The following is a 19,873-nucleotide window of genomic DNA, read 5'->3' on the forward strand; positions in this document are numbered from 1 at the left end:
GTGCCGCGCGCGAAGCCGAAAGACGAGCGTCCGGTTCAGTGCAGCGCCGCGCCTGCCGGCAGCACCGATTCGCCGGTATCGATCAGATCCTCGAGAAAAAACGGCTCGGTATTGAGCTCCTTCGATTCACCCGGCACGCCCGCATACCAGGTCACCATCGCCATGTTGCCGAGAATGCGCTGGACGATCCCGCGCGCGCCCTTTGGCACCGCGATATGGGTGGTACAGACAATCGAACCGACATGCATGATGTTTCCCCGCTGTGAAAGCCGGCCGCCTACCGCCCGGCCGGAAATATCCCGATCGCGCCGCCCTTTTGCCACAGCGGCGCGCATCCCGCGGTTCACCGTCCGGAGAACCGCCGACAGCGGAACCGGCGGCAAATGCGCCGCCCATTCCCGGGATGCGCCGCCGTGCTTTCGCGATGGCGCTTCGCAGCATCATACCCCGACGATCGTTGCCGTCACGCGAATGACGCGCCAGCCGCGCGAAATGCGACGGCGTCCTCCACCGCAGCGCCATAACACGCGCAACCGGCGTATCGTGGTGGTTTGTCCCGCACGGAGAACAACCGCGTGAGTGCATCGTCCGGCGGCCCGCCGCAGCCCGCGCCCCGCGCCAAGCCAACCGGAACGGCCGGCGCCGCGCCCGCCGCTTCCGGCCCCGCCTATCTCGAGCGCGGCTCGCGCAACTATTGGCGCGCAAGCATCGCGCTGCTGTTTGCCGGCTTCGCGACGTTCTCGCTGCTCTATTACGTGCAGCCGCTTCTGCCCGAATTCTCGACAACGTTCGGCGTGAGCCCCGCGCAGAGCAGCCTCGCGTTGTCGTTCTCGACCGCGGCGCTCGCGCTCGCCATCTTCGTCGCGGGCTTCGTGTCCGAAGGGCTCAGCCGCCGCGCGCTGATGACGGCGTCGCTCACCGCATCGTCGCTCTTCACACTCGGCGCCGCGTTCGCGCCGCATTGGCCTCAGCTGCTGGCGCTGCGCGCGCTGACCGGGCTCGCGCTCGGCGGCGTGCCGGCCGTGGCGATGGCGTATCTCGCGGAGGAAGTGCATCCTGAAGGGCTCGGACTCGCGATGGGACTCTACGTCGGCGGCACCGCGATCGGCGGCATGGCGGGACGGGTGATCACCGGCATCGTCACCGATCTGTCCACCTGGCGCATCGCCGCCGGCACGATCGGCGTGCTCGGCCTCGCGTCGATGCTCGCGTTTCGCGCGTTGCTGCCGCCGTCGCGGCATTTCACGCCGCGCCGCGGCCTCAATCTCGCGCATCATCGCGCTTCGCTCGCGCATCATCTCGGCAAGCGGCGCGAGTTGCCCGTGCTGTTCCTGATGGCCTTCGTGCTGATGGGCAGCTTCGTCACGCTCTACAACTACATCGGCTATCGGCTGCTCGCGCCGCCCTATGCGATGGGGCAGGCGACGATCAGCGCGATCTTCGTCGTGTATCTGGTCGGCGTCGTCGCGTCGCCGCTGTCGGGGCGCGTCGCCGATATGTTCGGGCGCGGCCGCGTGCTGATCGCGAGCCTGGTCATCATGCTGGCCGGCGTCGCGCTGACGCTGTTGCATCCGGTCGCCGCAATCGCAACCGGCATCGCCTGCGTGACGTTCGGCTTCTTCGCCGGACATGCGGTCGCGAGCGGATGGGTCGGGCGGCTCGCGCAACAAGGCAAGGGGCAAGCGGCGGCGCTTTATTTGCTTGCCTACTATGTCGGATCGAGCGTCGTCGGCTCGTTTGGCGGACGCTGCTGGAGCGCGCTCGGCTGGCCAGGTATCGCGGCGCTGGTGGGCGCGCTGCTCGCGCTCGGCATCGTGGCCGCGGCGTGGCTGCGTGCGCGTGAGCGCATCGGCGCGGCGTGACGGACGTAACCGGATCGCCGGAATTCTCGTCGATGCGCATGCCAAGCGATTGCCAAGCGGCGCGCACCTGCGTTACCTTTGACGCCAGTTCATTCACCTCATTCGCACTCATCGCGATGAATCCGTCGTTGCCCGCCCGCGCCATTTTCCAGCCGTCGACTGCACGGCTCGCGTGCGCGCATCGTCCACCCGCCGCTCCCCCGCCCGTCGGCGCGCCGCCTTCGGTGGCGCTGCCCGGCTGAACGCCGCGCCCCTCTTTTCGCTCTCCGTTCACCGCGAACCGCATCGCGCCGCGCGCCGATATGCCGCGCAGGCGGCGCGCAAGCGCTCGCGGACGGAGCGTATCGATCCGATCGACAGGTGGATTCCAAATGGTTTCAATCAGACCCGCGCTCACCGCGCACGGGGCGACATCGCTGTTCGTCCTGCTATGGAGCAGCGGCGCGATCTTCGCCGAACTCGGCCTGCGACACGCGTCCGCAGTCGCTTTCCTGAGCGCACGCTTCGCGCTTGCGTCGCTCGTCTTGCTTGCGTTGTCGCTCGCGCGACGGCGTTGGCTGCCGCCGTCCGGCGCACGCCGCGCGACAGTCGCCACCGGGCTGCTGCTCACGGGCGGTTATTCGATCCTGTATCTGCTCGCGCTCGAGCGCGGGCTCGCGCCCGGCATCCTCGCGACGATCCTCGGCGTGCAGCCGATCCTCACGCTCGCCATACTCGAGCGCAGCGCGTCCGGCGCTCGGCTCGCGGGACTCGCGCTTGCGCTCGCGGGCCTGAGCCTGGTCGTCTATCGCAGCCTCTCGGGCGGCGCGACGCTATCGGGCATCGCCTGCGCGCTCGGCGCGCTTTTCGCGATCACCGCCGGCACCCTGCTGCAAAAGCGCGTGCGCGCCGCGCCGATCGACGTGCTGCCGCTGCAAAACGCGCTCGGGCTGGGCTTGTGCCTGCTGATCGCGCCATTCGAGCCGATCCGGTTCGAAGCGAGCTGGTCGCTCGTGCTACCGCTCGCGTGGCTCGGCATTGTCATTTCGGTGGCTGCGCAATTGTTGTTCTATCGGTTGATGCAGCGCGGCGATCTCGTCAATGTGACGAGTCTCTTCTACCTAGTCCCGGTCGTGACCGCGCTGATGGACGCGGTATGGCTCGGCAACCGGCTCGCGCCGCTCGAGATCATCGGCATGATCGCGATCGTCGCGGGGCTTGCGCTGGCGTTGCGCCGCCCCGCTCACGGATGACGGCAGCATGATCGCAAGGCGTCCGCCGCGCGGCACGAGCGGACGCCTTGCTTATTGCATCGCACCACTCAGTCGAGAAATGACGGGAACAATCATGATGGAGATTGAACGAACCCCGACGGGCGCGGCCTGCCGAGCGACTGCCTCGTTCGGCGCGTCGACGCATTGACCCACCACAAACTGGAGAGCATCGGGAAAGACCGAACGAAAGCTTTTCGTCGGTTTGTTTGCGGTAAACCCAACAATCGGCGATTTTCCGCTCGCTCCCCCCACCGGAACAACGAAAAACCGCGAGCCGTTTCCTATACTCGAAACAACCGGCCGCGATCGCACGCAGGCCGGTCAGATAAAACGGGAGACGGGTATGGACACTTATTTCACGATCGGCGACTTCATTCTGCTGATTCCGATGGCGCTGGCCGGCGCGTTGTTTCTGGGCGCGGTGCCCTGCGCGACCGAGTTCCGCCATAACGTGCTACGCGTGCTCGGCGCGATGCTCGGGGTCGTGGTTGCCGTATTGCTGGTCGAAGGGCTGCCCGCGCTGATCTAGCCGCACCGCTTTCGCCGCCCGCGCTGGTTTCGAAGCCGGTGCGTCGAAACCAATGCGGCGCGCGGCACGCCGCTCGTCAGGCCCGCTATCGATCACCGCCGGTCAGATCGCCTGATCGGTGGATGGCTTTTCCCACAAATTGACCCCGCCTTCCGTCGCGTAGCGGTCGATCTCCACGAGTTCCTCGTTGCTGAAAGCGAGTTGCTTGAGCGCGGCGACGTTTTCACGCACCTGCTCCGCGCGGCTGGCACCGATCAGCGCCGACGTGACGCGCGCATCGCGCAGCGTCCAGGCAAGCGCCATTTGCGCGAGGCTCTGGCCGCGCCGCTGCGCGATCTCGTTGAGCTTGCGCACGCGCTCGAGGTTCTGCGCGCTCAGGTGGCTTTCCTGCAACGAGCCGCCGCCCGGCTTGTTGACGCGCGCGTCGGCCGGCACGCCGCTCAGATACTTCGACGTCAGCAGCCCCTGGGCGAGCGGCGTGAACACGATGCAACCCGAGCCGGTGTCGTCGAGCGCGTCGAGCAGTTTCTGCTCTTCCACCCAGCGGTTCAGCATGTTGTAGGCCGGCTGGTGAATGAGCAGCGGCACTTTGTATTCGGCGAGCAGCTTCGCCATTTCACGCGTCTTCGCCGCCGAATACGACGAAATCCCGATATACAGCGCCTTGCCTTGCTGAACGGCCGACGCGAGCGCGCCCGCGGTTTCCTCGAGCGGCGTGTGTGCGTCGAAGCGGTGCGAATAGAAGATGTCGACATAATCGAGCCCCATTCGCTTGAGGCTCTGATCCAGGCTCGCCAGCACATACTTGCGCGAGCCGCCGCCACTGCCGTATGGGCCCGGCCACATGTCCCAGCCCGCCTTCGTCGAGATCAGCAGTTCGTCGCGGTACGGCTTGAAATCCTCGCGCAACAAGCGGCCAAAATTCGCTTCGGCACTGCCGTAGGGCGGCCCGTAATTGTTCGCGAGATCGAAGTGCGTGATGCCGAGATCGAACGCGGTACGCAGAATGTCACGCTGGGTCGAGATCGGCGTCGTATCGCCGAAGTTGTGCCACAGCCCAAGCGACAGCGCCGGCAATTTGAGCCCGGATTTGCCGCTGACGCGATACTGCATGTCCGCATAACGATCGGAAGCTGCTTCGTAGCCCATCACAATTCCTGTCAAGACATTGAACAAAGCCGGACACCGTCCAGCGATATGAAAACGCCGAAGCCGCCATGTTAATCAACGATCGCCGGTCATGCAGAAAACTGCGCGCGAATGGACGCCGGCGCGACACTCCCCTACACTGCGGCGTCTTCACTATCCGTTTCAACGAGGATTTTCATGGTTCGAGCGATTTTTGTTGCGCTCATCGCGGGCGGCGTGGTCCTGCTGTATTTCGGCGGCCAGTCGTTCCATTCGATCAACGACGGCGTCGCGCGCTTTTTCACCGGCTCGCCGTCAACGAAGACGATCATGCTGATTGCGGGCGGCATCGTGGCAACGCTCGTCGGGCTGATCGGCCTGTCGACGCCCAGCGGCAAGCGTTAGGCATCGCCGGCGAGCGCGGGCCGCGCCGCTTCGGCCGCCCTTACGCTCAAAGACGCACTTCCGGCTTCGACGCCGAGCGCGAGCCCGGCACCGGCGGGTTGCTGTCGCCGCGATAGGTGAACACGAGCGAGAATTTCACCTGATCGGTCCGGTTCTGCCCCGCCGAATGCAGCGTATTGCAATGGAAAAACACGACGTCGCCCGCCTCGAGAGGCGGGCACACCGCCTGCTCGATGAGCCGCCGGTTCTCAGGCACGTCGCTGCGGAAGAATTTCGCGTCGTCGAAGCATTCCGGCCCGAGCGCCGTTTGATGCGAGCCGGGCACGAGCCACAACGCGCCGTTCTCGTCCGTCTCCGGGCCGAGCGCGAGCCACGCCGACACAAGATCCGCCCGCTCGAACGACCAGTAGCGCGCATCGCGATGCCAGCCGGTCAGGCTGCCGTATGCCGGATGCTTAGTCATCACGCAATTGTGATGCGCACGCGAGAGCACCGGCGTCTCGCCGAAATAGGCGCGCATCCATGCGCTGATCTCCGGCGCCGCCGCATGTTCGGCGAACGCCGCGTCGCGCGCGTAGGCGTCGAGCAGACGCCGCACCGTATGGCCGCCAGGCGCCTGCCGCGACTCGGGCGCGCCCGGATAGCGCAGATCGGCTTCGAACTCGAGCGGTTGAGCGGCATCGGCCAACTGCCGCTCGGCAATCGCTCTCAGTTGCTTGCACCGCTCGGGCGCGACGAGCGCCGGCGCCACCACGAAACCGCGTTCGCGCAGCGTCTGGATTTGCGTGTGGATCGACTCTGGGTGCAATGACGGCATGGGACATTCACATATTTGTTATGAATCATTGATTGTAAAACGGTCCCAACCGGCGTGCAGCGCAATCTGACGATCCGTTGAAAGCGAACCTCGATCGCCGCACAAAATTTGACGTAGCGCAAAGGAACTGCCGGCCTCGTTCATATCACTAACGACGAACGACGCATCGCCGAAACGTTCGCTTGGCGCGACATGCAATGACTTTCGGGCGTCATGAACCGTCTATAGTCTGATCATACCTGCCGCTTCTGACAGGCAGCGGAGCACCCGCGCTTTCGGTACGATCCGACCCAATCCCGTGCCGTCAACGGCCATTTTGAATGAGCGCCCCTCACGGGCGCGCCAAGCAAGTCACTATTTCCGTCATGCCTTTTCGATTGCCTTCCCGTCTTCATCGCACCACCAAGGGCGCGCGGTTCGCGTCGCCCCGGATCACGCGTGCATTGCGTCACCACAGCGCCCGGGCCAACGTGCTCGCCGAGCGCGCGCGCTGGCATCAGCCGCGGCTCGACGGTTTGCGCGCGTGGCTGCACGCATTGCTGTCGATGATGCGCGCGCAGGCAGCGGCCCGCCGCACCGCGCTGCGTTCGTTGCTGCCCAAGCCTTCGTCGCTGCGCCCGAACACGCAGCCGGCGCGCCGCGCAAGCGCGACGGCACGCCGCATCAACCGGCCGCGCCGTCTGGCGACGAGCACCGGCTGGTTCGCATTCGCCGCCCGCTGACGCGCTAACGGGACCGTGCCGCAGCATAGCGGACGATATACGCCGCGCGCATGGCCCGCGCGGGCAAGATTCGATTGCCCGCCTGCGTTCCGCCCCCCGAAACCGGCTCGCGCGGCGCAGCCGATCATGTCTTTGCTGCGCCCGATCACATTGAAATAATCAAAAAAAATGCCGCCCGGCGTTCAACCGGGCGGCATTCTATCGCTCGTGCCGCAACGACGCGGCAAGCCTGCGGATCAGGCCACTTGCACCGCCGGCTCGACGCCGGCCGCTTCGGCAAGCGCGATTGCCTTGTCGGTCGCTTCCCACGAGAATTCCGGCTCCTCGCGGCCGAAGTGACCGTAAGCGGCGGTCTTCTCATAGATCGGGCGCAGCAGATCGAGCATCTTGATGATGCCCTTCGGGCGCAGGTCGAAATGCTCACGCACGAGTTTCGTGATCGTCTCATCGGACACGCGGCCGGTGCCGAACGTGTTGACCATCACCGACGTCGGCTCGGCCACGCCGATCGCATACGACACCTGGATCAGCGCGCGCGACGCCAAGCCCGCCGCGACGATATTCTTCGCGACATAGCGGCCCGCATACGCGGCCGAGCGGTCGACCTTCGACGGGTCCTTGCCCGAGAACGCCCCGCCGCCATGCGGCGCCGCGCCGCCGTAGGTATCGACGATGATCTTGCGGCCGGTCAGCCCGCAATCGCCTTGCGGGCCGCCGATCACGAAACGGCCGGTCGGATTCACGAGGAACTTGATGTCGCCCTTGATCAGATCGGCGGGCAGCGTCGGCTTGATGATTTCTTCGATCACGGCCTCGCGCAGCGCGGGCAGTTCGATGTCGGGCGCATGCTGCGTCGACAGCACCACGGTATCGATCGCGTGCGGCTTGCCGCCGACATAGCGAATCGTCACCTGCGACTTCGCATCCGGGCGCAGCCACGCCAGCCGGCCATCACGGCGCAGGTTCGCCTGGCGCTCGACGAGGCGATGCGACAGGTAGATCGGCAGCGGCATCAGCTCAGGCGTTTCGTCGCACGCATAGCCGAACATCAGACCCTGGTCGCCCGCGCCTTGATCGAGATTGTCGTCGTGCGCGCGGTCGACACCCTGCGCGATGTCCGGCGATTGCTTGTCGTATGCGACGAGCACCGCGCAGCCTTTGTAGTCGATGCCGTAATCGGTGTTGTCGTAACCGATGCGCTTGATCGTGTCGCGCGCGATCTGGATGTAGTCGATGTTGGCCGTCGTCGTGATTTCGCCCGCCAGCACGACGAGACCGGTGTTGCACAGCGTTTCGGCGGCAACACGGGAATATTTGTCTTGCGTAAGGATCGCGTCGAGGATCGCGTCGGAGATTTGGTCGGCAACCTTGTCCGGGTGGCCTTCGGAGACGGATTCAGACGTAAAGAGATAATCGTTTGCCACGGTCTCTGGCTCCTATGGTGGTTACGGTTAAAAGTTCACGTAGCCAGCTTCCAGAGGCCCGAAGCGGCGACGCTTTAGCGGATTTCCTGCGCCGTCGGCGCTCGCTGCGCCAGCCGGCTTCGCCCCGCAAGTTGTCAGTTAACTCGGCGAAGCCCTTATTATAGCGGCTTTCTCAAATTCTCACAGGCCGCCGATCGTGCCGTTTCTTTCACCGTCCCGCCTTCCCGCGTGGCTGCCGCCGACCGCCGGAGGCGCCGCATGCTGAGCCGCCTGGGCACCCAGCTCGCCGTCGCGCTGCTCAAATTCCTCGCGATCCTGCCGTACGGCTTCACCGCGCGGCTGGGCGACGGCCTCGGCTGGCTGCTCTACCAGATCCCGAGCCGGCGCAAGCGCGTCGTCCACACCAATCTGAAGCTCTGCTTTCCGGACTGGAGCGACGCGCACCGCAACGACGTGGCCAGCCAGCACTTCCGGCATGCGATCCGCAGCTACGTCGAGCGCAGCGTCCAGTGGTTCGGCTCCGAGAAAAAGCTCGACAAACTGATCGAAGTCGACAGCGAAATCGACCTCACCGACCCGAACCTGCCGCCGACGCTGTTTCTCGGCCTGCACTTCGTCGGCATCGAGGCGGGCTCGATCTGGCTCAATCGTTCGCTGCAACGCCGCTGCGGCTCGCTGTACCAGCCGTTCTCGAACCCGACGCTCGAGGCGGTCGCGAAAGCCGCGCGCGGGCGCTTCAACGCGGAAATGGCGGGGCGCGCCGACAGCGCGCGAATCGTGCTGCGCTGGCTGCGCGAGCGCAAGCCCGTGATGCTCGGCGCGGACATGGATTACGGGCTGCGCAACTCGACGTTCGTGCCGTTCTTCGGCGTGCCCGCGTGCACGCTGACCGCCGTCGGCCGCCTCGCAAAGACCGGCCGCGCGCAGGTGGTGCCGTTCATCGGCGAGGTGCTGCCCGGCTACAAAGGCTATCGGCTGAAGGTGTTCAAGCCGTGGGACCACTATCCGACGGGCGACGACACGCTCGACGCGCGCCGCATGAACGCGTTCCTCGAGGAGCAGATTCCGCGGCTGCCCGAGCAGTATTACTGGGTGCACAAGCGCTTCAAGACGCGCCCGCCCGGCGAGCCGGGCTTCTATTGAGCGCGCCGCCGCATACGCCGCATACAATAGCGTCCATGAAACTCTCGTTCACCAAAATGCACGGCGCGGGCAACGACTTCGTCGTGCTCGACGGCTACACCCGCGCGCTGCCGCCGCTCACGGGCGCGCAGGTGCGCGCGCTCGCCGACCGCCATTTCGGGATCGGCGCCGATCAGCTCCTGCTCGTCGAACGGCCGAGCGTCGACGGTGCCGATTTCAAGTACCGGATCTTCAATTGCGACGGCGGTGAAGTCGAGCATTGCGGCAACGGCGCACGCTGCTTCGTGAAATTCGTCCGCGATCGCGGGCTCAGCAGCCAGACGAGCGTGCGCGTCGAGGTCAAGCACGGCGTGATCACGCTGACCATGCTGGACAACGGCGAAGTGGTCGTCGACATGGGCACGCCGGCGTTCGAACCCGCGCGCGTGCCGTTCGACGCGCATGGCCTCGAAGGCCGCCGCGACGGCGCCGACACGCTGTGGCCGCTCGACGTGAACGGCGCGACCCGCTGGATCTCGGTCGTGTCGATGGGCAATCCGCACGCGGTGCAGATCGTCGACGACGTGCAAGCGTATCCGGTGGACATCGAAGGGCCGGCGATCGAGCGTCATCCGCGCTTCGCGCAGCGCGTGAACGCAGGTTTCATGCAGATCGTGTCGCGCAGCGAGGTGCGGCTGCGCGTCTATGAACGCGGCGCGGGCGAGACGCTCGCTTGCGGCACGGGCGCATGCGCGGCGGTCGCAGCGGGCATCCGGCGCGGCGTGCTCGATTCGCCGGTCGTGGTCCATACGCACGGCGGCACGCTGACGATCTCGTGGGACGGCGCGCGCGACGAAGCCGCGCCGCTCGCGATGGCCGGCCCCGCGACCACCGTGTTCGAAGGCGTGATCGACCTGCCCGCCTGACTTTTATCTGCTGAACCTCTGCCCAAGAAGCCCATGAACGATCGCGAAGTCGCCGACTACCTGCTCGCCAACCCCGAATTCTTCACGCGGCACGCGGAACTGCTCGCGACGATCAAGCTCGCGAATCCGCACGGCAAGGCCGCGGTGTCGCTGCAGGAGCGGCAGATGGAAATGCTGCGCGACAAGAACAAGCATCTCGAGCGGCGTCTGGCCGAGCTGGTGCGCTATGGCCACGAGAACGACGGGCTCGCCGCGAAGTTCAACCGCTGGACCGCGCGCGTGATCGCCGAACGCGACCCGTATGCGCTGCCGCGCGCGATCGCGGCCGGCCTCGCCGACGTGTTCGACGTGCCGCAAACGGCGCTCAGACTTTGGGATGTCGCCGATACCTACGCGCAGGCGGATTTCGCGCGCAATGTCGGCGAGGAGGTGCGGCTTTTCACCAACAGCCTTGCAACCCCCTATTGCGGCGCCAATACCGGCTTCGAAGCCGCGCAGTGGCTCACGCCCGTCGCGGCGGCCGCGGCGCCCGCCGACGGCGGCGGCAATGCGGCAGCGGCCGGCACGGCCGAATCGATCGCGCTGATCGCGCTGCGCGCGCCCTCGGCCGACGATCCCGAAGACGCGGGCGCGTTCGGGCTGCTCGTGCTCGGCTCGCCGGACCCGCGCCGCTTTCACGACGGCATGGGCACCGATTTCCTCACGCAAATCGGCACGCTCGCGAGCGCGGCGCTCACGCGCCTGCTGCCGCATTGACGGCCGCGCCCGCAACCGCGCGCCACGCACGACGATGACCGACGATCCGATCGCCGCATACCTGTCGAACCTGCGGCACGTCAGACAGTTGTCGGATCACACGCTGCGTGCGTACACGCACGAACTCGACGAACTGAGGAAGCTCGCGAACGGCCGGCCGCTCGCGAGCCTGAGCGCCGTCGACATGCGCGGCGCCGTGGCCCGTGCGCACGCGGGCGGGCTGTCCGCGCGCTCGATCTCGCACCGGCTGTCGGCGTGGCGCGCGTTCTACCGCTGGTTCGCGCAGCGCGTAGAAATGCCTGCGAACCCGGTCGCGACGGTACGCGCGCCCAAGCGCGGCAAGACGCTGCCCAAGGCGCTGTCCGTCGACGATACGGCCACGCTGATGGATGCGCCGGTGTCCGGCACGCCGGAGAGCGTGCGCGACCATGCGATCCTCGAGCTGTTCTATTCGTCCGGCCTGCGGCTGGCCGAGTTGATCGGCCTGGATGTCGCCTACGTGAACGAAGGCGGCCACCGGTCCGACGGCTGGCTCGATCTCGCCGAGGCGGAAGTCACGGTGCGCGGCAAAGGCGGCAAGGAGCGCAAGGTGCCTGTCGGGCGCAAGGCGATCGACGCGCTGAACGCATGGCTCGCGGTGCGCGGCGAGTTCGTCAAGCACGATCCGCACCCGCTTTTTTTGTCGGTGCGCGGCAACCGGATGTCGCCGGGCGTCGTGCGCGAGCGCGTGAAGCGCGCGGCGCTCGCTGCCGGCATTCCGGCAAACGTGCATCCGCACGTGCTGCGCCATTCGTTCGCGACGCACGTGCTGCAATCGAGCGGCGACCTGCGCGCGGTGCAGGAACTGCTCGGCCACGCGAGCATTTCGGCGACGCAGGTGTATACGTCGCTCGATTTTCAGCATCTCGCGAAGATTTACGATAGCGCGCATCCGCGGGCGAAAAAACGCGATTGATACGCGCCGCGCCTGGTTTTCCGAATTCCTTTCCGCCGCGTCCAGCGCGGCCTTTTCGATTCCGACATGCATACCGTTACGCTCAAGCCGTCGAAGGACAAATCCCTGCTGCGCCGCCATCCGTGGGTCTATGCGAACGCGATCGAACGCGTCGACGGCAAGCCGGCGTCAGGCGCGACGGTCGTCGTGCGCGCGCATGACGGCCGCTTTCTCGCGCGCGCCGCGTACAGCCCGCACTCGCAGATCCGGCTGCGCGTGTGGAGTTTCGACGAAGCCGAACCGATCGACCACGCGTTCTTCAAGCGCCGCGTGCAGCGCGCGATCGCGCATCGGCGCGCGTTCGTCTCGGATACCGGCGCGGTGCGGCTCGTATTCGGCGAGGCGGACGGGCTGCCCGGGCTGATCGTCGACTATTACGTCGCCCAGCACGCCTTCGTGGACGCCGCCGCGGCGCCCACCTCGTCGATAGACCCGGCAAAGCCGGCTGTGCAGCAACACACGGCGGCCAGCCACGAAGCCGAACACGGCGCCCGCCCGGCGCTGCCCGCCCATGCGGACGCGCCGGCAGCCGGCGCGGCGCGGCCCGAGGCCGGCGCGCCGCGTGGCCAGCTCGTCTGCCAATTCATGGCGGCGGGCGTCGAAGCGTGGAAGGACGCGATCGTCGCGGCGCTCGTTGCAGCGACCGGCTGCCCGAACGTCTACGAGCGCTCGGACGTATCGATCCGCGAAAAGGAAGGGCTCGCGCAGACAACCGGCGTACTCGCCGGCGACGCCCCCCCCGATACGCTGATCACGACCGAGAACGGCGTGCGCTATCACGTCGACGTTCGCCACGGCCACAAAACGGGCTTTTACGTCGACCAGCGCGACAACCGCGCGCTCGTTGCGCAATACGCACGCGAGCGCGATGTGCTGAATTGCTTCTGCTATACCGGCGGCTTCTCGCTTGCCGCGCTCGCGGGCGGCGCGAAGCGGGTGGTATCGATCGACTCGTCGGGCGACGCACTCGCGCTCGCGCAACGCAACGTGACGGCGAACGGGTTTGACGCCGCGCGCGCCGAATGGCTCGACGCCGACGCGTTCAAGACGCTGCGCCGCCTGGCGGACGACGGCGAGCGCTTCGACCTGATCGTGCTCGACCCGCCGAAATTCGCGCCGTCGCGCGAGCACGTCGAGCGGGCCGCGCGCGCGTACAAGGACATCAACCTGAGCGGCTTCAAGCTGCTGCGCCCGGGCGGCCTGCTGTTCACCTACTCGTGCTCGGGCGCGATCGACATGGATCTGTTCCAGAAAATCGTCGCCGGAGCGGCCGCCGACGCGCGCGTCGACGCGCGGATCCTGAAGCGCCTCGGCGCGGGCGTCGACCATCCGCTCCTCAGCGCCTTCCCCGAAGGCGAGTATCTGAAAGGGCTGCTGTTGCAAATCGCGTGAGCGCCCCGATCTGTGCGGTCTGCGCAGCGCGCCCCCGCCGCCCGAACGGATAGGCGGCAGGGGCTTGACAGGTATGTTTCAATAAAGAGTTGGCACCCAGGCGCGCATCGCGCGCCGCCCCTCCCAGTTTCGACCCCGTTTCACGAACCACAGGCGACTGACATGGCCATTCCCGTCACCATCCTCACCGGCTTTCTCGGCAGCGGCAAAACGACCCTGCTCAAGCGCATCCTGAACGAGCAGCACGGCATGAAGATCGCCGTGATCGAAAACGAGTTCGGCGAAGAAAACATCGACAACGAGATTCTCGTGCAGGATTCGAACGAGCAGATCATCCAGATGAGCAACGGCTGCATCTGCTGCACGATTCGCGGCGACCTGGCCCGCGCGCTCGCCGATCTGTCCGCCAAGAAACGCGACGGCAAGCTCGATTTCGAGCGCGTCGTAATCGAAACCACCGGGCTTGCAAACCCCGGCCCCGTCGCGCAGACGTTCTTCATCGACAGCGAGATCGCCGACGATTTCCTGCTCGACGCGATCATCACGCTCGTCGACGCAAAGCATGCCGGCGCGCAGCTCGACGAGCACGAGGTCGTCCAGCGCCAAGTGGGCTTCGCCGACCGCCTGTTCATCACGAAATCGGATCTCGTCGACGATGCGACGCTCGCGGCGCTCAAGCACCGGCTGCTGCACATGAACCCGAAAGCGACGGTCAAGATGGTGAACTTCGGCGACGCCGACATCAAGGAAATCTTCGATCTGCGCGGCTTCAACCTGAACGCGAAGCTCGAAATCGACCCGGATTTCCTCGCGGAGGACGATCACGACCATGCGCACGATCATGACCACGATCACGCGCATTGCGACCACGATCACGGCCACTGCGAGCACGATCACGGCCATGGTCATGGCCATCACCACCACCACGCGCATCACGACGACAAGATCAAGTCGTTCGTCTACCGCAGCGACCGTCCGTTCGATCCGAACAAGCTCGAGGATTTCCTCGGCGGCATCCTGCAGATCTATGGCGAGCGGATGCTGCGCTACAAGGGCGTGCTCTATATGAAGGGCGTCGACCGCAAGGTGGTGTTCCAGGGCGTGCATCAGATGATGGGCAGCGATCTCGCGGCGAAGTGGCTGCCGGCCGAGAAGAAAACCAACAAAATGGTGTTCATCGGCATCGATCTGCCGCGCGATCTGATCACCGACGGGTTGGACGCCTGCCTCGCGTAAAACGCGCGTGCTTTGCGCGCGGCGCACGTGAGCCGGGCCGCGCGCTCGTCATCGCTTTTTCTCGATTTGCGGGTTATATTTTCAGGATGCCGCTTGACCGGCGGGGGATCGACCCGATACAGCAGTGGCTTGCGATTCAGTTACAATACTCGCCCGCTCGGGGCCACGGAGCAAACGATCGATCCTGGGGCCCGCCAGCGCGGCGCGGTTCACCTGCTGGTCAATGCGCAATCCGGCGCACGGGGGAATCCTGAACGAGAGGCGCGCCGGTATCCGGAGGCTTTCGGCCCCGCCGCAGCGAATGGCAAAGAATTGCAAGGGCTGTTGCGGGTAATCCCAAAGTGCGGGCAATATCTATCGTTCGCCGCACATTGAAGAAGCAAGCAGATGACGAAGAAACTCTTGACCGAAGCCGAAATCCTGAAGATGAGCGACAAGGATTATATGAATGAGGACCAGCTCGCCTTCTTCAAAAATCGGCTCGAACAATTGCAGGCAGAAATTCTCCGCAACGCGGGCCAGACGACCGAGAATCTGCGCGAAACGGTAATCGTGCCGGATCCTGCCGATCGCGCGACGATCGAGGAAGAGCACGCGCTCGAATTGCGTACACGCGACCGCGAGCGCAAGCTTCTCAAGAAGGTCCAGCAGTCGCTCGCCCGGATCGAATCGGGCGAATACGGCTGGTGTGAGGAAACGGGCGAGCCGATTGGCATTCCGCGTCTGCTCGCGCGCCCCACGGCCACGCTTTCGCTCGAGGCGCAGGAGCGTCGCGAGTTGCGGCAGAAACTGTTCGGCGACTGACCCCCGCTGCGGCGCAGGCTTGCCTTGCGCCCCCCAACACGCTTTACAGCAAAGCGCGCGGCCTGCCGCGCGCTTTTGTTTTCCCGCCACGCGTCCGCGTGCCCGCCTTTTTGGCGGCTTTTCCCCATACTTTTTCGCCGCTCGGCGCGGCTCGTTCGCGTCCCGCCCTTGATATTGCGGCGCCTGCCCTAAGATGTGAGAGCAATGCGCGGTGAACCGGCCCGCGGGGCTGGTGCCTGCCGCGCGTCACATCAAGCGGCGGCGCTGGGCGCCCCGCCTCCCCCGGCCTTTCTGAAGGAATACAGATGGAGCAATTTCACGGCACGACGATCGTTTCCGTGCGGCGCGGCGGCAAGGTTGCGCTCGGCGGCGACGGCCAGGTGACGCTCGGCAATATCGTGATGAAGGGCGGTGCGCGCAAAGTGCGCCGTATCTATAACGACCAGGTGCTCGTCGGTTTCGCGGGCGGCACCGCCGACGCGTTCTCGCTCCTCGACCGTTTCGAGGCGAAGCTCGAAAAGCATCAGGGCAACCTGACCCGTGCGGCCGTCGAGCTTGCGAAGGACTGGCGCACCGACCGGATGCTGCGCCGGCTCGAAGCGATGCTGATCACGGCCGACGCGAACACGACGCTCGTCATTACCGGCAACGGTGACGTGCTCGATCCCGAAGAGGGAATCTGCGCGATCGGCTCGGGCGGCGCCTATGCGCAAGCGGCCGCGCGCGCGCTCGTGGAGAACACCGATCTATCTCCGCGCGAGATCGTCGAAAAAGCGCTCGAAATCGCGGGCGACATGTGCATCTATACGAACCACAATCGCGTCATCGAGACCATCGAGTAAGGAGAAGCTGTGAGCACCATGACCCCTGCCGAGATCGTTTCGGAACTCGACAAGCACATCATCGGGCAAAATAAGGCGAAGCGGGCTGTCGCGGTCGCACTGCGCAATCGCTGGCGCCGCCAGCAAGTAGCCGAGCCGTTGCGCCAGGAAATCACGCCGAAGAACATCCTGATGATCGGGCCAACGGGCGTCGGCAAAACCGAGATTGCGCGCCGCCTCGCCAAGCTCGCCGACGCGCCGTTCATCAAGATCGAAGCGACCAAGTTCACCGAAGTCGGCTACGTCGGCCGCGACGTCGACAGCATCGTGCGCGACCTGATCGAGATCTCGGTCAAGCAGACCCGCGAACTCGAGATGCGCAAGGTACGCTCGAAGGCGCAGGATCAGGCCGAGGACCGGATTCTCGACGTGCTGCTGCCGCAGCCGCGCGCGGTGGGCTTCGGCGCGAGCGCAGAACACGCGAACGACGACAACAACGCGACCCGCCAGACGTTTCGCAAACGCCTGCGCGAAGGGCAGCTCGACGACAAGGAAATCGAACTCGACATCGAGCAGCCGACGCTCGGCATGGACATCATGGCGCCGCCGGGAATGGAAGAGATGACCGAGCAGATCCGCTCGATGTTCTCGAACCTCGGCGGCGGCAAGAAGACGCGCCGCAAGTTGAAGATCAAGGAAGCGCTGAAGCTGCTGATCGACGAAGAAGCGGCGAAGATGCTCAACGATGAGGAAGTGAAGACGAAGGCGGTGCAGAACGTCGAGCAGAACGGCATCGTATTTCTCGACGAGATCGACAAGATCACGTCGCGCAACCACGAAGGCGGTGGCGGCGAGGTGTCGCGGCAGGGCGTGCAGCGCGATCTGCTGCCGCTCGTCGAAGGCACGACGATCAACACGAAGTACGGGATGGTGAAGACCGATCACATCCTGTTCATCGCGAGCGGCGCGTTCCATCTCGCCAAGCCGAGCGACCTGATTCCCGAACTGCAAGGGCGTTTTCCGATCCGCGTCGAGCTGGATTCGCTGTCCGTGAAGGACTTCGAAGCGATTCTGGTCGCGACCGATGCAAGCCTCGTCAAGCAGTATCAGGCGCTGCTCGCCACCGAGGACGTGCAGCTCGAATTCGCCGATGACGGCATCCGGCGGCTTGCCGAGATCGCCTGCGCGGTTAACGAGAAAACCGAGAATATCGGCGCGCGGCGCCTTTATACGGTGATCGAGAAGTTGCTCGAGGAAGTGTCTTTCTCGGCCGGCAATCACGCCGGTCAGCAAGTGACGATCGATGCGGCTTATGTCGATCGCGCGCTCGGAGAGGTATCGAAGAACGAGGATCTGTCGCGCTACGTGTTGTGACGGCATGACGATCGCGGCAGCCGGCAACGCCGCGCATCAATGAAAAACGGGCAGTCCCGCCAAGGGCTGCCCGTTTTTCATTGATGCGCGCTTCGCCGAGACGCATCTCGGGGTTCGCTCATCGCCCGAAATCGCCCATCGGATGAGCCGCCACCGAGCCGGTTATGCATCGGCGGCGGCGTTCGAGGCGGCTCGATCGCGCTGCCTCGAAAATATCCGCAATCCGTTCGTCAGCGCCTGCCAGGCGGACCGCTGCGATCGCCGCGCCCGCCAAGCGAAACATCACCGCGTCCGCCGAGCGAAACGCCAGCCACGCCGACGCGGCCGGCAGCCGCTCACTGCCGCACCGGCTTTTTCGCGAGCTTGCGTTGCAGCGTGCGCCGATGCATGTTGAGCGCACGCGCGGTCGCCGAAATGTTGTTGCCGTTCTCCGCGAGCACGCGCTGAATGTGCTCCCATTCGAGCCGATCGACCGATAGCACGACCGGATTCTCGATCGCCTCCTCGGCTTGCAGTTCGCTCGCGTTCGTCTGCAGCGCGGCGAGAATCGATTCGACGTTCGCGGGCTTCGCAAGATAATTATCCGCGCCGTCCTTCACCGCCTGCACCGCGGTTGCGATGCTCGCGTAGCCCGTCAGCACGAGAATCCGCGCGTCCGGCTGCAAATCGCACAACGGGGCGATCAAGCTCAGTCCCGAATCGTCACCGAGATGCAGATCGACGGTGATGAATTGGAATTTCTCCGCGCTGGCGAGCTTGAGCGCATCGTCCTTGCCGTGCGCCTGCCGCACCGTGTAGCCGCGGCGCTCGAGGCCGCGCGCGAGCGTGCCGGCGAATACTTCGTTATCGTCGATCACGAGAAAATTCTTGTCGCTCATTGACATTGCTCCATCTTTCCACCGGTTTGCGTTCATCATTCGGCCCGCACGCCAGGCGGCCCGCGCCATTGGGCTCGTGCGTGCTCAAGCTGCATCCGAGCCCAAGCTGCCGCCGCTCTCGCGCTCGACCGGCACGCGCAGGATCGCTCGCGTGCCGCGCCCGGAGGCGGCCTCCGCCGAACGCCCCGGCGTCGCGCCCGCCGCACGCGGCTTCGCATCGGCAAGTTCGATCGAGCCGCCCAGGCGCGCCGCGGCGCTAAACGCAAGGTACAGGCCGACGCCATGACCGCCTTGCGTGCTGTCGACCGGCATCGAGCCGAGCGCATCGCGCAGCGCGGCCGGAATGCCTGCGCCGTTGTCGCACACCTCGAATACGATTTCGTCGCGCGCGCCGTCATGCACGGTCGCCGCCGCCAGCGTAACGCGATCGCGGCTCGCGCGGGCGGCATTGTCGAGCAGGATAGTCAGGATCTGGCCAACCGCGACCGTGTCGTCGAGCACGACGCCGCGCGGCTGCGGCCCAAGCTGCTCAAACCTCACGTGCGGATGGCGCAGCCGCCAATGCTCGACGAACGTGCCGAGCCATGCGGCAACCGACTGGCGGTTCGGCCGCTCGGATGCTCGGCTGCGCAGCCGAGCGAGCGCCGACGTGCACTGCGACATCTGCTCTTCGAGCACCTTCAGATCGGCGTCGTAGCGCGCAAGGCCGGGATCGGTGCGGGCGGCCTCGCGCAGTTCCTCGGTCAGCATCGCGATCGTCGACAGCGGCGTGCCCATCTCATGCGCGACGGTCGCCGCCTGCACGCCGAGCGCGACCGCCCGCTCGTCGTGCAAGAGTGCCTGCTGCGCCTCGCCGAGCGCCGCGTCACGTTGCCGCAGCGCGCTCGACATGCGCGCGACGAACCATGCGATGAGCCCGACGCTCACCATGAAGTTCACCCACATGCCCGCGCGAAAGTAGTCGAACAGATTTGCCGGATTGTCCAGATTGAGCGGCACCGAATCGAAGCCGAGCGCCAAATAGCATGCGACCGCGAACGCGGCGAGCCAAATCATCAAATGCCAGGGCAGCACCGCGGCCGCGATCGCGAGCGACGGTAGATACAGCGACACGAAAGGATTGGTGGTCCCGCCCGACAGGAACAACAGCGCCGACAACGCACCCAGGTCGACCCAGAGCTGGCCGAGCAGTTCGAAATTGGTCTCTGGGCGCGCACGCAATACGCGCACCCAGGTCAGCGCATTGAAGACGATCTCCAGCGCAATCACCATCAGCATCGCCGGAAGCGGCAGATGCACGCCGAAATAAGCCTGAACGACGGCAATCGTGACGAGTTGACCGATGATTGCGAGATTGCGCAGCCAGAACAGATGGCTCAGGTTGACGCGGCCGCTGGCGGTGGTGGTCGTGATTCTTCGTTGCATCCGCG

At 65.6% G+C, this 19,873-nt stretch carries 20 protein-coding genes and 1 pseudogene; 15 read left to right on the plus strand and 6 right to left on the minus strand.

From position 1 onward, the window contains the following. Positions 1–35: 35 nt before the first annotated feature. Positions 36–248 carry a hypothetical protein gene (locus AQ611_RS00870; protein WP_059517290.1) on the minus strand — a complete coding sequence of 71 codons (213 nt, stop codon included), beginning with the start codon at positions 246–248 and terminating at the stop codon, positions 36–38. Between the two features lie 327 nt (positions 249–575). Here AQ611_RS00870 and AQ611_RS00875 point away from each other — a divergent pair, with 327 nt between their 5' ends. The 3 genes from AQ611_RS00875 to AQ611_RS00885 all read left to right on the plus strand — a co-directional run bounded on the left by AQ611_RS00875 (position 576) and on the right by AQ611_RS00885 (position 3,644). Beyond that, a complete protein-coding gene (locus tag AQ611_RS00875; protein ID WP_069235078.1) occupies positions 576–1,862 on the plus strand; it encodes an MFS transporter in 1,287 nt (428 codons plus the stop codon). Positions 1,863–2,233: 371 nt separating this feature from the next. After that, positions 2,234–3,094: a DMT family transporter gene (locus AQ611_RS00880; RefSeq protein WP_069233498.1), complete on the plus strand. Its 861-nt coding sequence runs from the start codon at positions 2,234–2,236 to the stop codon at positions 3,092–3,094. Positions 3,095–3,458: 364 nt separating this feature from the next. After that, the gene (locus AQ611_RS00885) at positions 3,459–3,644 is read left to right on the plus strand and encodes a hypothetical protein (RefSeq protein ID WP_059517286.1); all 186 of its coding nucleotides are present in this window, start codon (positions 3,459–3,461) and stop codon (positions 3,642–3,644) included. Positions 3,645–3,746: 102 nt separating this feature from the next. Here AQ611_RS00885 and mgrA read toward each other — a convergent pair whose 3' ends face one another. Further along, positions 3,747–4,793, minus strand: a complete 1,047-nt coding sequence (gene mgrA, locus AQ611_RS00890) for an L-glyceraldehyde 3-phosphate reductase (protein ID WP_059517284.1) — start codon at positions 4,791–4,793, stop codon at positions 3,747–3,749. 177 nt (positions 4,794–4,970) lie between these two features. Here mgrA and AQ611_RS00895 point away from each other — a divergent pair, with 177 nt between their 5' ends. Then, the gene (locus AQ611_RS00895) at positions 4,971–5,177 is read left to right on the plus strand and encodes a DUF3185 family protein (protein WP_059517282.1); all 207 of its coding nucleotides are present in this window, start codon (positions 4,971–4,973) and stop codon (positions 5,175–5,177) included. A gap of 46 nt (positions 5,178–5,223) precedes the next feature. Here the strand turns inward: AQ611_RS00895 and AQ611_RS00900 are convergent, their stop codons facing one another. Further along, positions 5,224–5,994, minus strand: coding sequence for a phytanoyl-CoA dioxygenase family protein (locus tag AQ611_RS00900; RefSeq protein ID WP_069233499.1), 771 nt, complete (start codon positions 5,992–5,994; stop codon positions 5,224–5,226). A 365-nt stretch (positions 5,995–6,359) separates the two neighbouring features. Between AQ611_RS00900 and AQ611_RS00905 the strand changes: the two genes are divergently transcribed. Further along, a complete protein-coding gene (locus AQ611_RS00905; RefSeq protein ID WP_069233500.1) occupies positions 6,360–6,716 on the plus strand; it encodes a hypothetical protein in 357 nt (118 codons plus the stop codon). 236 nt (positions 6,717–6,952) lie between these two features. Here the strand turns inward: AQ611_RS00905 and metK are convergent, their stop codons facing one another. Beyond that, positions 6,953–8,140, minus strand: a complete 1,188-nt coding sequence (gene metK, locus AQ611_RS00910) for a methionine adenosyltransferase (protein WP_059517276.1) — start codon at positions 8,138–8,140, stop codon at positions 6,953–6,955. A gap of 258 nt (positions 8,141–8,398) precedes the next feature. Between metK and AQ611_RS00915 the strand changes: the two genes are divergently transcribed. The 10 genes and pseudogenes from AQ611_RS00915 (at position 8,399) to hslU (ending at position 17,565) form a co-directional block, all read left to right on the plus strand. Continuing rightward, on the plus strand, positions 8,399–9,283 hold the full coding sequence (locus tag AQ611_RS00915; RefSeq protein WP_059517274.1) for a lipid A biosynthesis lauroyl acyltransferase: 885 nt from the start codon (positions 8,399–8,401) through the stop codon (positions 9,281–9,283). 35 nt (positions 9,284–9,318) lie between these two features. Beyond that, complete coding sequence (gene dapF, locus AQ611_RS00920) at positions 9,319–10,188, plus strand: diaminopimelate epimerase (protein ID WP_059517272.1); 870 nt, start codon at positions 9,319–9,321, stop codon at positions 10,186–10,188. A gap of 33 nt (positions 10,189–10,221) precedes the next feature. After that, positions 10,222–10,944 (plus strand): DUF484 family protein, encoded by a 723-nt coding sequence (locus AQ611_RS00925; protein ID WP_059517270.1) that lies wholly within the window; start codon positions 10,222–10,224, stop codon positions 10,942–10,944. A 34-nt stretch (positions 10,945–10,978) separates the two neighbouring features. Beyond that, positions 10,979–11,899 (plus strand): tyrosine recombinase XerC, encoded by a 921-nt coding sequence (gene xerC / locus AQ611_RS00930; protein WP_059517268.1) that lies wholly within the window; start codon positions 10,979–10,981, stop codon positions 11,897–11,899. A gap of 66 nt (positions 11,900–11,965) precedes the next feature. Further along, positions 11,966–13,330, plus strand: a complete 1,365-nt coding sequence (locus AQ611_RS00935; RefSeq protein ID WP_069233501.1) for a class I SAM-dependent rRNA methyltransferase — start codon at positions 11,966–11,968, stop codon at positions 13,328–13,330. A gap of 162 nt (positions 13,331–13,492) precedes the next feature. Further along, positions 13,493–14,566, plus strand: a complete 1,074-nt coding sequence (locus tag AQ611_RS00940) for a CobW family GTP-binding protein (protein WP_059517266.1) — start codon at positions 13,493–13,495, stop codon at positions 14,564–14,566. A gap of 12 nt (positions 14,567–14,578) precedes the next feature. Next, positions 14,579–14,900, plus strand: a pseudogene (locus AQ611_RS26685) (hypothetical protein). A gap of 53 nt (positions 14,901–14,953) precedes the next feature. Beyond that, positions 14,954–15,370, plus strand: coding sequence for an RNA polymerase-binding protein DksA (gene dksA, locus AQ611_RS00945; protein WP_006024133.1), 417 nt, complete (start codon positions 14,954–14,956; stop codon positions 15,368–15,370). A 305-nt stretch (positions 15,371–15,675) separates the two neighbouring features. Continuing rightward, positions 15,676–16,212, plus strand: coding sequence for an ATP-dependent protease subunit HslV (gene hslV / locus AQ611_RS00950; RefSeq protein ID WP_059517264.1), 537 nt, complete (start codon positions 15,676–15,678; stop codon positions 16,210–16,212). A gap of 9 nt (positions 16,213–16,221) precedes the next feature. Then, the gene (gene hslU / locus AQ611_RS00955; protein WP_059517262.1) at positions 16,222–17,565 is read left to right on the plus strand and encodes an ATP-dependent protease ATPase subunit HslU; all 1,344 of its coding nucleotides are present in this window, start codon (positions 16,222–16,224) and stop codon (positions 17,563–17,565) included. A gap of 335 nt (positions 17,566–17,900) precedes the next feature. Here the strand turns inward: hslU and AQ611_RS00960 are convergent, their stop codons facing one another. Both AQ611_RS00960 and AQ611_RS00965 read right to left on the minus strand, forming a co-directional pair. Beyond that, on the minus strand, positions 17,901–18,443 hold the full coding sequence (locus AQ611_RS00960) for a response regulator transcription factor (protein WP_059517258.1): 543 nt from the start codon (positions 18,441–18,443) through the stop codon (positions 17,901–17,903). Positions 18,444–18,527: 84 nt separating this feature from the next. Then, entirely contained in the window at positions 18,528–19,868 is a 1,341-nt protein-coding gene (locus AQ611_RS00965) for an ATP-binding protein (RefSeq protein WP_069233502.1), read from the minus strand. Between the last annotated feature and the right edge of the window lie 5 nt (positions 19,869–19,873).

Origin of the sequence: Burkholderia singularis, assembly GCF_001718875.1 — a bacterium.
Lineage (GTDB): Bacteria > Pseudomonadota > Gammaproteobacteria > Burkholderiales > Burkholderiaceae > Burkholderia > Burkholderia singularis.

What these genes read in the sequence shown, in the direction of transcription:
- AQ611_RS00915 (WP_059517274.1), top strand. Translation starts at nt 8,399, where the DNA reads ATGCTGAGCCGCCTGGGCACCCAGCTCGCCGTCGCGCTGCTCAAATTC.
- AQ611_RS00925 (WP_059517270.1), top strand. Translation starts at nt 10,222, where the DNA reads ATGAACGATCGCGAAGTCGCCGACTACCTGCTCGCCAACCCCGAATTC.
- dapF (WP_059517272.1), top strand. Translation starts at nt 9,319, where the DNA reads ATGAAACTCTCGTTCACCAAAATGCACGGCGCGGGCAACGACTTCGTC.
- AQ611_RS00905 (WP_069233500.1), top strand. Translation starts at nt 6,360, where the DNA reads ATGCCTTTTCGATTGCCTTCCCGTCTTCATCGCACCACCAAGGGCGCG.
- AQ611_RS00880 (WP_069233498.1), top strand. Translation starts at nt 2,234, where the DNA reads ATGGTTTCAATCAGACCCGCGCTCACCGCGCACGGGGCGACATCGCTG.
- AQ611_RS00895 (WP_059517282.1), top strand. Translation starts at nt 4,971, where the DNA reads ATGGTTCGAGCGATTTTTGTTGCGCTCATCGCGGGCGGCGTGGTCCTG.
- AQ611_RS00940 (WP_059517266.1), top strand. Translation starts at nt 13,493, where the DNA reads ATGGCCATTCCCGTCACCATCCTCACCGGCTTTCTCGGCAGCGGCAAA.
- AQ611_RS00870 (WP_059517290.1), bottom strand. Translation starts at nt 248, where the DNA reads ATGCATGTCGGTTCGATTGTCTGTACCACCCATATCGCGGTGCCAAAG.
- mgrA (WP_059517284.1), bottom strand. Translation starts at nt 4,793, where the DNA reads ATGGGCTACGAAGCAGCTTCCGATCGTTATGCGGACATGCAGTATCGC.
- AQ611_RS00935 (WP_069233501.1), top strand. Translation starts at nt 11,966, where the DNA reads ATGCATACCGTTACGCTCAAGCCGTCGAAGGACAAATCCCTGCTGCGC.
- AQ611_RS00900 (WP_069233499.1), bottom strand. Translation starts at nt 5,994, where the DNA reads ATGCCGTCATTGCACCCAGAGTCGATCCACACGCAAATCCAGACGCTG.
- dksA (WP_006024133.1), top strand. Translation starts at nt 14,954, where the DNA reads ATGACGAAGAAACTCTTGACCGAAGCCGAAATCCTGAAGATGAGCGAC.
- AQ611_RS00960 (WP_059517258.1), bottom strand. Translation starts at nt 18,443, where the DNA reads ATGAGCGACAAGAATTTTCTCGTGATCGACGATAACGAAGTATTCGCC.
- xerC (WP_059517268.1), top strand. Translation starts at nt 10,979, where the DNA reads ATGACCGACGATCCGATCGCCGCATACCTGTCGAACCTGCGGCACGTC.
- AQ611_RS00885 (WP_059517286.1), top strand. Translation starts at nt 3,459, where the DNA reads ATGGACACTTATTTCACGATCGGCGACTTCATTCTGCTGATTCCGATG.
- hslV (WP_059517264.1), top strand. Translation starts at nt 15,676, where the DNA reads ATGGAGCAATTTCACGGCACGACGATCGTTTCCGTGCGGCGCGGCGGC.
- AQ611_RS00965 (WP_069233502.1), bottom strand. Translation starts at nt 19,868, where the DNA reads ATGCAACGAAGAATCACGACCACCACCGCCAGCGGCCGCGTCAACCTG.